The 13,912-nt window shown below is 74.6% G+C and carries 11 protein-coding genes and 1 pseudogene; 4 read left to right on the top strand and 8 right to left on the bottom strand.

Features of this window, described 5'->3' with window-relative positions:
• Positions 1–69 precede the first annotated feature (69 nt).
• Together ACIOGZ_RS13575 and ACIOGZ_RS13570 are read left to right on the top strand one after the other, a co-directional pair.
• Positions 70–1,091: pseudogene (locus ACIOGZ_RS13575) on the top strand (zinc-binding dehydrogenase).
• Between the two features lie 18 nt (positions 1,092–1,109).
• Positions 1,110–1,496 carry a MerR family transcriptional regulator gene (locus ACIOGZ_RS13570; protein ID WP_363585783.1) on the top strand — a complete coding sequence of 129 codons (387 nt, stop codon included), beginning with the start codon at positions 1,110–1,112 and terminating at the stop codon, positions 1,494–1,496.
• A gap of 84 nt (positions 1,497–1,580) precedes the next feature.
• Here ACIOGZ_RS13570 and ACIOGZ_RS13565 read toward each other — a convergent pair whose 3' ends face one another.
• The 5 genes from ACIOGZ_RS13565 to ACIOGZ_RS13545 all read right to left on the bottom strand — a co-directional run bounded on the left by ACIOGZ_RS13565 (position 1,581) and on the right by ACIOGZ_RS13545 (position 7,202).
• Positions 1,581–2,822: an MFS transporter gene (locus ACIOGZ_RS13565; RefSeq protein WP_400985990.1), complete on the bottom strand. Its 1,242-nt coding sequence runs from the start codon at positions 2,820–2,822 to the stop codon at positions 1,581–1,583.
• Positions 2,823–2,827: 5 nt separating this feature from the next.
• Entirely contained in the window at positions 2,828–3,436 is a 609-nt protein-coding gene (locus tag ACIOGZ_RS13560; protein ID WP_363585785.1) for a GNAT family N-acetyltransferase, read from the bottom strand.
• Positions 3,433–4,611, bottom strand: a complete 1,179-nt coding sequence (locus ACIOGZ_RS13555) for a type III PLP-dependent enzyme (protein WP_363585846.1) — start codon at positions 4,609–4,611, stop codon at positions 3,433–3,435. The genes ACIOGZ_RS13560 and ACIOGZ_RS13555 overlap by 4 nt, the downstream gene beginning before the upstream one ends.
• Positions 4,612–4,725: 114 nt before the next feature.
• Positions 4,726–6,126 (bottom strand): DUF6271 family protein, encoded by a 1,401-nt coding sequence (locus ACIOGZ_RS13550; RefSeq protein ID WP_400985988.1) that lies wholly within the window; start codon positions 6,124–6,126, stop codon positions 4,726–4,728.
• On the bottom strand, positions 6,108–7,202 hold the full coding sequence (locus ACIOGZ_RS13545) for a YbiU family protein (protein WP_363585787.1): 1,095 nt from the start codon (positions 7,200–7,202) through the stop codon (positions 6,108–6,110). Before ACIOGZ_RS13545 ends, ACIOGZ_RS13550 begins: the two co-directional genes overlap by 19 nt.
• A gap of 453 nt (positions 7,203–7,655) precedes the next feature.
• Between ACIOGZ_RS13545 and ACIOGZ_RS13540 the strand changes: the two genes are divergently transcribed.
• A complete protein-coding gene (locus ACIOGZ_RS13540; RefSeq protein WP_363585788.1) occupies positions 7,656–9,605 on the top strand; it encodes an FUSC family protein in 1,950 nt (649 codons plus the stop codon).
• A 70-nt stretch (positions 9,606–9,675) separates the two neighbouring features.
• Here ACIOGZ_RS13540 and ACIOGZ_RS13535 read toward each other — a convergent pair whose 3' ends face one another.
• Positions 9,676–11,079, bottom strand: a complete 1,404-nt coding sequence (locus ACIOGZ_RS13535; RefSeq protein WP_400985986.1) for an amidase — start codon at positions 11,077–11,079, stop codon at positions 9,676–9,678.
• Positions 11,080–11,319: 240 nt separating this feature from the next.
• Between ACIOGZ_RS13535 and ACIOGZ_RS13530 the strand changes: the two genes are divergently transcribed.
• A complete protein-coding gene (locus tag ACIOGZ_RS13530) occupies positions 11,320–12,651 on the top strand; it encodes a cytochrome P450 (protein WP_363624514.1) in 1,332 nt (443 codons plus the stop codon).
• A 53-nt stretch (positions 12,652–12,704) separates the two neighbouring features.
• On the opposite strand, the gene ACIOGZ_RS13525 is transcribed toward ACIOGZ_RS13530, so the two are convergent.
• Both ACIOGZ_RS13525 and ACIOGZ_RS13520 read right to left on the bottom strand, forming a co-directional pair.
• Positions 12,705–13,163: a hypothetical protein gene (locus ACIOGZ_RS13525; RefSeq protein ID WP_400985984.1), complete on the bottom strand. Its 459-nt coding sequence runs from the start codon at positions 13,161–13,163 to the stop codon at positions 12,705–12,707.
• Positions 13,164–13,276: 113 nt separating this feature from the next.
• Complete coding sequence (locus tag ACIOGZ_RS13520) at positions 13,277–13,858, bottom strand: DUF421 domain-containing protein (RefSeq protein ID WP_380491134.1); 582 nt, start codon at positions 13,856–13,858, stop codon at positions 13,277–13,279.
• Positions 13,859–13,912: the final 54 nt, after the last annotated feature.

Below are 13,912 nucleotides of genomic sequence, written 5' to 3'. Positions count from 1 at the left end.
GGGTCAGGGGTTAGCGTCCGGGCACCCGCGGTGGATCGGCCGCCGCGTCGGTTCTGGAGGAGTGCTGCGATGACGCTGCCCACGACGGCCCGGGTCGTCCGGTTGGTCACCGAGCCGGGCGGGTTGCCCGGGCCCGGGGACTTCGCGGTGGTGGAGGAGCCGTTGCCGGCGCCGGGGACGGGCGAGGTGGTCGTCCGCAATCGGGCCTTCCTGGTCTTCCCGGGCCTGCGCACGCTGATCGGGGGCGAGCTCACGGGGGCGCCGTTGCCGGCGATCGGGCCCGGGGACGCGCTGTACGGGCCGGCCCTCGGGGAGGTGCTGGCCGCTCCGGCGGGCGGGCCCCTTCGGCCGGGCGACCTGGTCACCCACCTGCGGGGGTGGCGGGACCTCGTGGTCGCGGACGCCGCAGGGTTCACTCCGGTCGACCCGGGGTTCCCGGACCCGGTGGCGCTGCTCTCCCCCGGCACGGCCGGCTACGGCGGGCTGACCCGCTGCGCCGGGGTGCGCCCGGGGGACGTGGTGCTGGTGACCGGCGCGGCGGGCGCGGTCGGCACGCTGGCCGGGCAGGTCGCCCGGCTGCTGGGCGCCTCCCGGGTGATCGGCACCACCGGCTCCCCCGCCAAGGCGAAGCGGCTCACCGCCGAACTCGGCTACGACGCGGTACTGGTGCGCGGCGAGCGGCCGTTCGCCGCGCAGCTGGCCGAGGCCGCGCCGGAGGGCGTCGACGTGCTGCTGGACCTGGTCGGCGGGGAGCAGCTGACGGCCGCCGTCGACGCGGCCCGGCCGGGGCCCGGTTCGCCCTGGTCGGCGCGCTGTCCGGGCAGTTGGCGCCGGAGCGGCGGGGCGGCAGTTCGCCGGCTCTCGTGGACAGCTTCCGGGTGATCATGCTGGGCCTGACCCTGCGCGGCTTCACCGGCGTGGACCAACCGGACCTGGAGGCCGAGTGGCGGCAGCGGTTCGGCGGCTGGCTGCGCACCGGCGAGATCGTCTTCCCGTCGACGCGGGTGGCGGGCATCGACCAGGCGCCGCAGGCGTTGCGGAGGTTGTTCGACGGGGACACCTTCGGGGCGACGATCGTCGACCTCGCATAGCACCGAGGAGGAACGGCCATGCGGATCGGGGACGCGGCGGCAGCGGCGGGCACCACGCCCAGGGCACTGCGCTTCTACGAGCAGCGGGGGCTGCTGCCGCCGCCGGCCCGGTCCGCCTCGGGCCAGCGCGAGTACGGGCCGATCGAGGTCGCCCGGGTGCGGGCGATCCGCCGGCTGCTGGCCGTCGGGCTGACCGTCGACGACCTGGCCAGCCGCCCGCACCGCCTGGACCTGCTCACCGAGGAGCCGCCGCGCCGCTGCTCGGACTCCCCCGGCCTGGAGACCTTCGCCCCCGTGGTCACCGCCCGGCTCGCCGCCCTGGACGCCGAGATCGCCCGGCTGACCGCCCTGCGCGAGCGCCTCGCCCGGCACGTCGCCGCCGGGGGCGCGGACCTGCCGGGCTGACCCGGTCCACCGTCCGGAACGCGGCTCGCCCGGAACGCCGCGACGGGGCAGGCGCGGCGTTCCGGGCGAGGTCTGCGGGGGGAGCTAGCTGGCGTCCGGGGCGAGTCGGCCGTCGAGGGGCTCGGGGTGGGGCTCGGGGCGGGGCTCCGGGGCGGGCCAGCCGATCCGGGTGGCGCAGAGCGAGACGACCGCGGCGGAGACGGCGACGGCGGCCATGCCCCACACCAGGCTGGTGGCGTCGGCGATGAAGCCGATCACGGCGGGCCCGGCGAGCAGCCCGGTGGTGCCCATCGCGGCGACCAGGGAGAGCGCGTCCGAGCCCTGGCGGGCCGCGGCGACGTAGACGCACGGGGTGACCGCCGCGACGCCGAGGCCGACGCAGGCGAAGCCGATCAGGGTCGGCACGACGCCGCCGACGAGCAGCGCGAGGGCCAGTCCGGCGCCGGCCAGCAGGCTGCCGGTCCGCACGATCCGGCCGTCGCCGAAGCGGGTGCGCCAGCCGTCCGCGAAGATCCGGGCGAGCACCATCATCACCGAGACGACGGCGATGCCCAGCGGGGCGAGCCCGGCACCGGCGTTCACGACGTCCTTGAGGTAGAGCGCGGACCAGTCGTTCATGGCGCCCTCGGTGACGGTGCCGAACACCATCGCCAGGCCCATCCAGAGGGTCGCCGCGGCCGGGAGGACGAAGCGGCGGCGGTCCTTCTTCGCGGCCGGTGCCTGCTCCTGGTCCGGCCCGTCCTGCGCCGCGGCCGGCGCGTCGTCCGTGAGCAGTCCGGGCCGGGCGGCCACGACCAGCACCGCGAGCAGCGCGGCGGCGACCCCGAAGTGCACGGCGAGCGTGCCGGTGAAGGCGGTGACGCCGGAGGCGAGCAGCGCGGCGAGCAGCGAGCCGGCGCTGAAGGTGGCGTGCAGGCGGGACATGGTGGTCCGCGCGTAGCGGGCCTCCAGCGCCGCGCCCTGGGCGTTCATCGCGACGTTCAGGCAGCCCACGGCGACGCCGTCGCAGAACAGCACCAGCAGGGTGAGCGGGTAGTCGGGCACCACGGACAGGGCGACCAGGACGACGCCGAGGGCGAGCGCGGAGAGCACGGACAGCAGGCGGGAGCCGAACCGCCGCATCAGCACCGCGACCAGCGGGAAGGACACCGCGGCGCCGACCCCGCAGGTCATCAGCAGCAGGCCGATCTGGGCCTCGCCGAGGTCGAGCCTGGTCTTCAGCGCGGGGATCCGGGAGACCCAGGTCGCGTACTGGAATCCGAGCAGGAAGAACAGTGCGGCGATGGCCAGTTGGGACCGGCGGAAGTCGTCGCGAACGGGGGACATGTGCATCAGCCCACTTCGGCTCTGGGTGGGAACCCGGGGGACGGGTCGGTGGAGGAGGTCAACGCCTGGACGGCGGCCGGGACGGCGGCCGGGGCCTGGACGGCGACAGAAGCAGCGGCCGGGCCCAGCGGCATCGCCATGTAGAGCGCCTCGGGGCCGTAGCTCCCGGGCAGTCCGATCTCGGGGCGGGCGCGGTAGCCCAGTGGGGCCCACACCACCTGCGAGCCGCGGACGGCGACCAGGGACATGGTGCGGTAGCCGCGGGCCCGGGCGGTCTCCTCCAGGCCGCGCAGCATCCGGTGGGCCAGGCCGCGGCCGCGCAGCTCCTCGGCGACGACCAGGTCGTGGAGGTGCATGTTGGTCGCGCGGACCCCGCCGGCCTCGGCCCGGCTGAGGTCCGGGCACCGGAACAGCGGGTAGGGCAGGGCCAGCAGGTAGCCGCCGAGGCCGTCGGCGTGCTCCAGGACGAAGCAGGTGTCGGGCGAGGCGCGGTGGCGGGAGCGCAGCGCCTCGCGGCCTTCGGACAGGCCGCTGGCGGCGTAGGCGCGCTCCTCCAGCGCGACGACGCCGTCCCAGTCGTCCTCCTGGAGCAGCCGGATGCGGAGGTCGGTCATCTGCCGGTGTCTCCGTCCGGGCCGCCGGTCCCGCCGATGCAGGTGTAGGGCAGCGGCTCGAAGCCGTTGAACCCCTGGGTGGTGTAGGCGGTGGCGTAGGCGCCGCAGGAAAGGATCCAGACCGGTTCGCCGGAGGCGATCGCGCGCGGGACGCGGACCAGGCCGTCCTCCTGGGCGTACGCGTCGTCGCTGTCGCAGGTCGGGCCGGCGACGACGGCGTTGACGAACTGGCCGCCGGGGTGGGTGGGGAATTCGAGCCGGTACTGGAGCTCGTCCATCTCGTACAGGCCGTTGAACTTGCCGCAGCTCAGGAAGAGCCAGTCCTCGCGGGTGCCGTCGAGCTGGTGCCGGGAGGAGAGCCGGGCGACGTGGGCGCGGATGGCGCCGTGGTCGGCGACCAGGTGCCGGCCGGGCTCCAGCAGGAACTCCAGCGGCGCGGCGTTGACGGTGCGCAGCCGGTCCATGCCCTCGCGGATGACCGCGAACATCTTGTCCAGCGGTGGGTCGAGCGGGCGGCCGTGCCGGTCCAGGACGCCGAGGGCGGGCAGGCCGCCGCCGAGGTTGATCCGCTGCGGGGTGATGCCGCGCCAGTTGAGCGCCTCCAGGACGGCGGCGAGCGAGTCCACGGCGGCGCCCCAGGCTTCGGCGGTCATCTGCTGGGACCCGACGTGCACGGAGAGTCCGGACGGGGTGAGGCCGGCCGAGCGGGCGGCGTCCAGGACGCGCAGGGCGTCCTCGGGCGAGCAGCCGAACTTGCGGCTCAGGCCCCACAGGGCGCCGTCGCCCGAGGTGGCGACCCGGCAGAACACCCGGGAGCCGGGGGCGTGTTCGGCGATGGCGGCGACGTCCTCCAGGCTGTCGGTGGCGAAGTCGCGCACGCCCAGTCGGTAGGCCTCGGCGATGTTGCGGTCGGACTTGATGGTGTTGCCGTAGTGGATGCGGTCGGGGCTCACCCCGGTGCGCAGGGCCTGGGCGATCTCCTGGGGGCTGGCCGCGTCGAAGCCGGAGCCGAGGGCGGCGAGGCGCCCGAGCACCTCGTCCACCGGGCAGGCCTTCATGGCGAACCGGACGGCGACGTCGGGCAGTTCGCCGATCAGGTCGGTGTACTGGCGCTCGATGCCGTCGAGGTCGTAGATGATCCGGTCGTCGGTGGCGGCGGCGAGGGCGGCGCGGATCGCCGTCCGGTCGTGCGCGGCCGGGTCGGGCGCGACGCCGGTGTGGGCGGTGGTGTGGTGCGCCGGGGCGCGGTGGGCGATGGTCTGACGTATCACGAATGGCTCCCGGTGCGGCTACCGCGGCAGCCGGTCGGCGGGCGTGGCCTTGCTCGCCCGCATGAGCGGGCCCCACGCGTCGATCAGCAGCGCGAAGTCCTCGATGTCCGCCTGCGCTTCGTCGAGCAGACGCGCCCGCTGGGGCGCCAGGTGGTCGGCGAACTCGGCGTACTTCCCGCCGAGTCGCCGGTAGCAGTGGTCCAGCGCGTCGAGCCGTCGGTGGTTCTCCGCGCGGTCCGTCGCGGCGCTGCGGCGGGCGGAGTCGGCGATGACGTCGGCGCGGATGTGGTTCGCCTCGTCGAGGAGGGCCCCGCCGGCCGCCTCCATCTCGGAGTAGACCGGGTACAGGTAGAGCATGGAGAGCAGGAACTTGGCGTAGCGCAGCTGGTAGGCGGTGAAGCCCGCGCCGGTACGCCGTTCCGGGGTGTAGTAGTTGACGATGTGCCGGTTGTGGACGACGCCGGGCAGGGTGGCATCGCGGACGAGGTGCAGCAGGAAGTAGTCGCTGCCGATGGTGGCGGTGGCGGGCGGCAACGGGACGCGGTCGTAGACCTCGTGGTCGAGGGCGACGTTGCACATGTCGATCCGCCAGATGTCGGGCAGGTCGAGCACGGCGCGGTCGTGGCGGAACGGGTCGGTGCCGCCGCCGGTGAAGGAGTCGGCGACGAGTTCGCGGCGTTCCTGCTCGCTCGCGCCGGTGGGCGCCCAGAGCGCGACGACCTGGTGGTAGGCGTCCGGGTCGAGTTCGCGGATCTCGCCGATGTCGACGGAGAGTTCACCGACGAAGGAGCCGCCGACCAGGGCGACGGGCTTGTCGGTGTGCGCCGGGTCGAGGGTGACCTCGGTGACGGCGGCGGCCGCGTCGGCCGCCTTGAGGCCGAGCGTGGCGAGCTCGTGCTCGATCGGGAACACCGGTTCGCCGTCGAGCAGTTGGTACGCGCTGTCGGAGTCGCGGCGGTGCACGGAGGCGCAGCCGAGCGCGCCGGCGAGCAGGAACGCCCGGTTGGTGCAGGCGCCGTAGGAGACGGCGTCGGGGATCATCAGGTCGAGCAGCTGGTCGCCGAGCGGCCCGTCCGGGCCGGCGGCGCCGGAGCGCTCGATCACGTCGCGCAGGAAGCCGCGTTGGGCGGCCTCGTCGAGGTGGTGGACGACCACCTCCCCGGCCCCGGACGCGGTGCCGGAAGCAGCGCCGGAATCGGTGCCGGAGGCGGCACCTGACGCGGCACCGGACCCGACGGCGGGCAGCGCGGCGACGGCCTCGGCGTGCCGCCGGTAGGTGGCCGGGTCGGCGGAGTCCAGGATCAGCAGGTGCACCCGGACGCCGAACCGCCGTGCGGCGTAGGCTGCTTCGGCGCCGATCGCGGCGATGGTGGCCGCGCACTCGCGGTTGGTGGGCAGGGTCAGGCAGACGGCGCGCATGCCGGCTCCCCCGCGGACTCGGCGGGCTGCTGCGGGGCGGGCCGGTCGCCCGTGGAATCCGGGTCGTGCCAGGAGCGCAGTCCGAGCAGCCGCTCACCGAGTTCGGTGAGTTCGGCGGGCCCGTAGCGCAGCGACTCGTGGCGGGTCGCGTCGCCGACCAGGGTGCGGTTCCAGTCCGGGGTGGCGAGGGTGCGCCAGGATTCCACCCGGGAGCGGCGCATCTGCGCGGCCTCCTCCAGCGCGGGCATCATCGACAGGTACTGCACGGCGCGGACGCCGTTCTCGGAGGTGTTGCGGGCGACGCCGTGGGCGAGCAGGCCGTTCCAGATCAGCAGGTCACCGGCCTTCAACTCGGGCCGCACCACCGGGAACTCGGTGCGGTCGACGTCCGGGCGGATCGGGTCGCGGTCGGCGGCCTGGGCGGCCTGCCACTCGTTGAAGCGGCGGAACAGCTCCGGGTCGCACTGGAAGCCGCCGTGGTCGGGCCGGGTGTCGTCGAGCGCGATGATGCCCTGGACGCGCTGGGGCAGCATGCCCTGGGTGGTGTCGACGTCCCAGTGCAGTTCGATGTCGAAGCCCCGGTCGGTGGGCTCGATCAGCGCGCGGTCGCGGTTGCGGATGTTCGGTGGGTTGAGGTTGAGCCGGTCGAGGGTGACCCAGAGCTCCTCGCAGTCCCAGACGTCGACGAAGGCGTCGTAGACCCTCCGGGCCTGTCTGCTGTCCCAGATCAGCTGGTGGTGGTAGGCCTCGACGAAGCCGTAGATGTGCAGTTCCCGGTCGAGTTCGTCGCGGTAGTCGCGTTCGCGGTACCAGTCCTCGGGGCGGTCGGGCGAGAGGCCCTGGAAGTCCCAGGCGAAGTCGAGCAGGCGCCGTGCGGCCTCGGCCGGGATGGCCTCCTTGACCACGATGTAGCCGTAGGTCTGCCAGAACGCGAAGTCCTCCTCGGAGAGCACCCGCAGTGGGCGCTCCTTGCGGACCTCGCGCAGCGCCGTGCGCGCGAGGTAGCTCTCCCCGTCCTCGCTGAAGTAGGGGCGCGCCGAGGCGGCTCGGTGCAGATATCCGTCAGGGCTCGGCATGGGCAGTCACTCCATGGTTCGTAGTCGACGCAGCGCTTCCTGGACGCACAGTGCGGGCACGGCGAGCCGACGGCCCGTCACCGGCCGTGCGTGGAATTCAGCCCGTGGACCGCATGCCGTCCGCATACGCTCCGCCTCGCCCGGGCCCCGACCGTGCAAGGTTCCGCCACGTCAGGGGGCCAACTCGTCCGTCCGGCACGGCCTCTCACCCTGCCTCAGCCCCGGCCGAACCGCGCCCCTCATACGTTGGACTAGACCAACTAATGGTGTCAACCCTCGACGGCTGGTTACCAATAGGGAAATCCGCGCAGTTCAGATGACCCCTCGGGGTTCGCTTTATGTTTCGGAGAGTGACATAAGCCGGAGTATGTTTCGGGAATTGACATACCCGGACGTGAACCGAAACGAGTTCCCCAGCGTTGCGCCCCGTCCTTCGCGCCGTACGTTGGGCCTATGGCACACCGCCCCGCCGCCACCCGGCTCACCCCGCCCGGCTGGCTGACCGCGAGCCTGCGCCCCAAGGCCGCGCCGGTCCCCTGGGCCGCCGCCGCCCGGGCCTCGGTGGCGCTGGCCGCGCCGCTCGCGGTCGGCACGGCCACCGACCGGCCCGGGTACGGCGCGCTGGTGTCGATGGGTGCGCTGTCCGGGGTCATCGGGGACACCGCGGACGCCTACCGGATGCGGGTGTTCAACATCGCCGTGCCGCAGCTCTTCGGCGCCCTCGGGATCCTGCTCGGCACCCTGGTGTACGGTGCGGGCTGGACGGCCGTCGCCGTACTGACCACCGTCGCCCTGGTCTCCGGCATGATCTCCTCGATCGGCGCGGTCGCCTCGGTGTCCGGACTGCTCCTGCTGCTCAACGCGGTGGTCGGCGCCGGACTGCCGCTGCCCTCCCCCTGGTGGCTGCCGCCCGGACTGCTGCTGCTCGGCGGCCTGTTGGTGCTCGGCCTCACCCTGCTCGCCTGGCCGCTGCGCGGCGGCGCGCCGGAGCGCTTCGCCGTGGCCGGCACCTACCGGTCGGTCGCCGACTTCCTGGAGGCCGCCGGCACCCCCGGAGCCGACGACGCGCGGCAGGCGCTCACCCAGTCGCTGAACCAGTCCTACGATCTGCTGCTCGCCCGGCGGGCCCGCCGGCACGGCCGCTCCCCCACCCTGGTCCGGCTGCTCGCCCAGCTCAACGCTGCCATCCCGGTGGTGGAGGCCGCCTCGGCGGCACAGCTGCGCCCGCGCGAGTACGGTCCGCTGCCGCCCGCCTACCCGGCGGCGGTGCGCGAGCTGGCCGCGGCCGTCGAGCGGGGCCGCGTCGGGTCGACCCCGCCGCCCGGACTGCCCGATCCGGCCGGACCGTCCACCCGCGCCCTGGTCGCCGCGATCGGCCACGCCCGGGCCGTCGCGCACGAGCCCGCACCCGACCCGTACGCCGGCGACGACCCGCTCGGCCGGCCCGCCGCACTGCAGGTCCGCGCCCGCCGGGCCGCCCACGCGCTGCTGCTGTCCCGGGCGTCCTGGCGGTACGGGCTGCGGCTGGCGCTGTGCATCGGCCTCGCCCAGATCCTGGTGTCGGTGATCGCGGTGCCCCGCTCGTACTGGGTGTCGCTGACCGTCACCTTCGTGCTGAAGCCCGACTTCGGCTCGGTGTTCTCCCGGGCGGTGCTGCGCGCGCTCGGCACCGCCGCCGGGCTGCTGATCGCCATTCCGGTGCTGGCCGAGGTGCCGCACGGCTGGTGGGACGTGCCGGTGATGGCGGCGCTGGCAACCCTGATCCCGGTGCTGTCGGCGAAGGGGTACGCGTTCCAGACCGCGGCGATCACCCCGGTGATCCTGCTGCTCTCCGACCTGCTCAACCACCGGGGCTTCCACCTGGTGCTGCCCCGGCTGTACGACTCGCTGATCGGCTGCGGCATCGCGCTGCTGACCGGCTACCTGCTGTGGCCGGATTCCTGGCACACCCGGATCGGGGAGCGGCTGGCCGACGCCGTCGCGGACACCGCCGCGTACGTCTCGCTGGCCTTCACCACCGCGCCCGGGGCCGACCAGCCGGCCCGCGCCCGGTACCGGCGGCGGCTCTACCGGGACCTGTCCGCCGTGCGCAGCGAGTTCCAGCGGGCGCTCACCGAACCGCCACCGGTCGGGGCCCGGGCCGAGGCCTGGTGGCCGCTGGTGATCGCGGTCGAGCGGATCGTGGACACCACGACCGCCACCCGGGTCCGGGTCGAGCACGGCGCTCCGGCGCCGTCCCCGGCCGAGGTCGGCGCCGTCGTCCGGGAGCTGGGCGACCTGGCCGGGGCGCTGCGCGGCGGCGGGCCGCTGCCCGAGGCCGGGCCGGACGCCCTCCCGCCCGACTGCGCGCTGGGCCGGCTGCACCGCGAGGTGCAGGCGGCGCGGGCGGTGGTGCCCGTCTGAGGGCCGGGCCGGCCGGGGGCCGGGTCAGTCCTGGAGCGCCCGCCCTGGCGTCCGCCCCGCGAAGGCCCGGTCAGTCCTGGATCCGCCGCCAGGGCCGGTCCGCCTCCAGTTCGAAGGCCAGCTCCAGCAGCAGCCGCTCCTGCCCGTGCGCGGCCGAGAGGTGCACACCGATCGGCAGGCCGCTCGGCGCGGCGCCGGTGGGCAGGGCGATGCCGGGGCCGCCGGTCACGTTGTTGACCGGGGTGAAGGCCACGTAGCGCTGGAGGCGCTCGATCAGCTCGTCGAAGGCCACGTTCGGGCTGAGGTGGCCGATCGGCGGGGCGGCGTGCGCGAGGACCGGCGAGAGGATCACGTCGTGGGTGCGGAAGAGGCCCGCGTACGCGGCTTCGGCGCCGCGCAGTCGGCGCAGCACGGCCGGGGTGTGCAGGAACTCCCGCTGGTAGAGCCTGCGCAGCCCGGTGGTCAGGCCGTCGAGCCGGTTGATCCGGAAGCTGCGGTCCAGCATCAGCCGGCCGCTGACCGCGATGGCGAAGGCGATGTAGCCCCAGTAGAGGACGAAGTCGCGGGAGATCTCCTCGCCGAACGGCAGGGTGGTCTCCTCGACGTGGTGGCCCAGTGCCTCCAGCCGGGCGGCGGTCTGCTCGACGGCGGTGCGGGTGGGTCCGTCGGTGGTGGCGAGCGGCGAGTCCACGACCAGTCCGATCCGCAGCCGGCGCTGCCCCGGGCCTTCGACCAGGCCGAGCGGGGGCAGCGCGGGGTTGCGGTGGTGGCGCTCGGCGGCGGCGTAGAAGGCGGCGGTGTCGCGGACGGAGCGGGTGAGCACGCCGTCGGTGACGAGGTCGATCGGCAGCTTGCCGCCCTGGGCGTTGGTGACCAGGCGGCCCCGGGTGGGCTTGAGTCCGACCAGTCCGCAGCAGGCGGCCGGGATCCGGATCGATCCGCCGCCGTCGTTGGCGTGCGCGATCGGCACCACTCCGGCGGCGACCAGCGCGGCCGAGCCGCCGGAGGAGGCGCCGGCCGAGTGCGAGGGCTTCCACGGGTTGCGCACCGGCTGGGCGGTGGCGAACTCGGTGGAGGCGTTGAGGCCGAACTCGGGCAGCCGGGTCTTGCCGAGGACGGCCAGGCCGGTGGCGAGGAACTGGTCGGTGAAGCGGGAGTTGCGCCGGGCCGGGCGGGCCTGGAAGGCCTCGCTGCCCATGCCGGTCGGCAGGCCGCGCAGGTCGACGTTGTCCTTGAGGAAGGTGGGGACGCCGTACAGCGGGCCGTCGGTGCCGTCCGGGCCGAGCCGGGGCCGGTCGTAGGACGGGTGGGCGACGGGGGTGAGCGTCCGGTCGACCCGGGCGGCGCGGGCGGCGGCGGCCGCGGCCAGTTCAACGGGGGCCACCTCGCCGGCGCGGACGAGGGCGGCCAGGGCCACGGCGTCGTGCGCGCCGAGGGCGTCGTCGGTGAACCCGTGGGCCCGCTCGTCGGTCATCCGAACTCCCCAATCCCTACTGACCGGTAGTCGCGCAAGAGTTCGCAGTGTAGGCGCGGGGCCGCGCCGAGGGATACCCCACCCCCGGCTCCCGCCGCCGAACCCTGACGGCGCACGGGCGTTCGGCATGCGCCCCCGTGTTCACCCCACCCGCCGGTCGGAGATCGTTTCGCCGACGGCCCCGGGGAAAGGCCGGATCACGAACCGATCCGGTCCACCCCCCACCCCAAGGTGACGCCCGTGCCCACCCAGTACACCTCGGCCACCGCCCCCGGCGCCCTCCCCCTGCTCGGCCACGCCCCCGCCTTCGTCCGCCGGCCACTGGAGTTCGTCGCCGGCCTGCCCGCCCACGGCGACCTCGTCCGGCTGCGGCTCGGCCCGCTGGACGCGTACGTCGCCTGCCACCCCGAGCTGGTCCGCCAACTGCTCACCGAGGACCGCACCTACGACAAGGGCGGGCTCGTCCTCGACAAGGCCCGCGAGGTCTTCGGCGACGGCCTGGCCACCTGCCCGGCCGCGGCGCACCGGCGCCAACGCCGCATGCTGCAACCCGCGTTCCACCGCGACCGACTGCCCGGCTACGCCGCGATGATGGCCGAGGAGATCGCCGGCACCACCGCCTCCTGGAGCGACGGCGACGTGGTCGACGTCCCCGCCGCGATGTACCGCCTCACCACCGCGGTGACCGCCCGCTGCCTGTTCGCCGCCCACGAGCGGGCCGGCGCGCTGCCCGTCCACGACAGCATGGACGTCATCACCCGCGGCGTCGGCCGGCGCGTCATGATGCCGCTGCCCGGCGCCGACCGCATCCCCACCCCGGGCAACCGCCGCTTCCGCCGCGCCCGGCAGGACCTGAAGGAGGTCACCCGGCGGCTGATCGCCGACTACCGCGCCGCCGGCACCGACCACAACGACCTGCTGTCCATGCTGCTCAGCGCCCGCGACGAGGACGGGCGGGGGCTCACCGACGCCGAGATCCACGACCAGGTGGTCACCTTCCTGCTCGCCGGCATGGAGACCACCGCCGCCACCCTCTCCTGGGCCTGGACCCTGCTCGCCGCCCACCCGGCCATCCGCGACCGCCTGCACGCCGAGCTGGACACCGTGCTCGACGGCCGCCCCGCCCGCCACGAGGACCTGCCCGCCCTGCCGCTCACCGCCCGGGTGGTCACCGAGACGCTGCGGCTCTACCCGCCGGTGTGGATCCTCAGCCGCGTCGTCGCCGCCGACGCCGAACTCGGCGGCCACCGCGTCCCGGCCGGCGCGACCATCCTGTTCAGCCCGTACCTGCTGCACCGCCGCGCCGACGTCTTCGCCTGCCCCGCCCGCTTCGACCCCGACCGCTGGCTCACCAACACCCGCCCCTCCCCCGGCACCTACGCCCCCTTCGGCCTCGGCCCCCGCCGCTGCATCGGCGACGTGTTCGGCACCACCGAGGCCGCCCTCGCCATCGCCACCATCGCGGCCCGCTGGACCGTCACCCCCACCCCCGGCCGCCCGGTCCGCCCGACCCGCAGCTCCTCGCTGTCCCCCCGCCCCTTCACGGCCACCCTCGCCCGCCGGCCGTGGTGACCGGGGCTCCCGCCCCGCGCGGGCGGCGGACGGGAGCCTTGCCCGACGATGCGTCACATGGTGCGCGGCGGGCGGGGGACGCCCTGCCAGCGGTAGAGCATGGAGTCCCACGTGTAGGTGTAGGCGAAGGTGACGTCGAAGCTGGTGGTCCGCTCCAGGTGCGGCTGGCCGGGGGTCTCCGGGTCGAGCCAGGTGGTCGCGCCGTAGACGGACGCCCGCGGGTACACGCAGATCGTCCAGCGGAACCAGCCCGAGGAGAGCTGGACGTCCTGGGACGGCACGTTGCCGCCCGGCGTGCCGAAGCTCCAGGCGTACGTGCCGGCGTCCAGGAACAGCCGCCGCTCGACGCATTGCTGCGCCGGCGTCACCGAGGCCGGCAGCGGCACCAACTGCCCGTAGCCCTGGAGGAATTCACGTTCGGTCGCGGCGGATGCCGTACCGGCCGTCGGCCCGGCCACCAGGGCGAGCAGGACGGCCGTCAGGGCCGGGATCCAGGAGAGTCTGCGCAGCATGCGTTCCTCCGGCCGGACGGCGGTCCGGCGAGCGTGGACGGAAGTGGTCTACGCCAATTTTGCCGGGCCGGGTGCGGCCGTTCCCATCCCAGACCTCTGGGGTGGCCGCCGGGTCAGTCCTCGCTGCGCCGGTCGGCCGCCAGGGTGGTGAGCAGCCGCTCGATGGCCTCCAACCGTCGGTGCAGGTCCTCGACGTCGCCGCGGGTGGCGCTCTGCTCGGCGGGCTTGAGGGTGATCACCAGCTGGCCGTCGGGCTCCAGCCGCCCGACCGCGACGTCGCGGATGGTGTCGCCGTTCTGGACGCGGACGGCGTGCTCGATCTCGGACGCGCGCAGCGCCAGCCCGCGCAGCGCGCCCGGGACGAGCTTGCCGTCGCGCACCACGGTGGTCGGGGTGCCCTCCAACAGCCGGGCGGCACGCGGGTCGTGGGCCAGCCAGCGGGTGACGGCGGCGTTCACCGCGATCAGGGTGACCGCGCCGATGGCGCCGCCGAGCAGGCTGTTGTCATTGCCGATGATCGCGTTCTGCACCACGTTGGACAGCAGGAAGATGACCACCATGTCGAAGGTGTTCAGGCCCGCCAGCCCGCGCTTTCCCGCGATCCGGAACAGGATCAGGATCAGGGCGTAGACCGCGATCGTGCGGAGGATCTTCTCCACGATCGGAATCTGGACGATCACCAGGTCGTGCCACATGGCCCCGCTCCTTCAACCCCTCGGCCGGACGGGGCGGGCAGCGCCCGGGCCCGA

The sequence above is a fragment of the Kitasatospora sp. NPDC088160 genome, assembly GCF_044741445.1.
Taxonomy (GTDB): Bacteria; Actinomycetota; Actinomycetes; order Streptomycetales; family Streptomycetaceae; genus Kitasatospora.
The sequence above is the reverse complement of the archived record's forward strand: the minus strand, read 5'-3'. Positions and strand labels throughout refer to the sequence as shown.

What these genes read in the sequence shown, in the direction of transcription:
- ACIOGZ_RS13535 (WP_400985986.1), bottom strand. Translation starts at nt 11,079, where the DNA reads ATGACCGACGAGCGGGCCCACGGGTTCACCGACGACGCCCTCGGCGCG.
- ACIOGZ_RS13565 (WP_400985990.1), bottom strand. Translation starts at nt 2,822, where the DNA reads ATGTCCCCCGTTCGCGACGACTTCCGCCGGTCCCAACTGGCCATCGCC.
- ACIOGZ_RS13545 (WP_363585787.1), bottom strand. Translation starts at nt 7,202, where the DNA reads ATGCCGAGCCCTGACGGATATCTGCACCGAGCCGCCTCGGCGCGCCCC.
- ACIOGZ_RS13560 (WP_363585785.1), bottom strand. Translation starts at nt 3,436, where the DNA reads ATGACCGACCTCCGCATCCGGCTGCTCCAGGAGGACGACTGGGACGGC.
- ACIOGZ_RS13520 (WP_380491134.1), bottom strand. Translation starts at nt 13,858, where the DNA reads ATGTGGCACGACCTGGTGATCGTCCAGATTCCGATCGTGGAGAAGATC.
- ACIOGZ_RS13550 (WP_400985988.1), bottom strand. Translation starts at nt 6,126, where the DNA reads ATGCGCGCCGTCTGCCTGACCCTGCCCACCAACCGCGAGTGCGCGGCC.
- ACIOGZ_RS13540 (WP_363585788.1), top strand. Translation starts at nt 7,656, where the DNA reads ATGGCACACCGCCCCGCCGCCACCCGGCTCACCCCGCCCGGCTGGCTG.
- ACIOGZ_RS13525 (WP_400985984.1), bottom strand. Translation starts at nt 13,163, where the DNA reads ATGCTGCGCAGACTCTCCTGGATCCCGGCCCTGACGGCCGTCCTGCTC.
- ACIOGZ_RS13570 (WP_363585783.1), top strand. Translation starts at nt 1,110, where the DNA reads ATGCGGATCGGGGACGCGGCGGCAGCGGCGGGCACCACGCCCAGGGCA.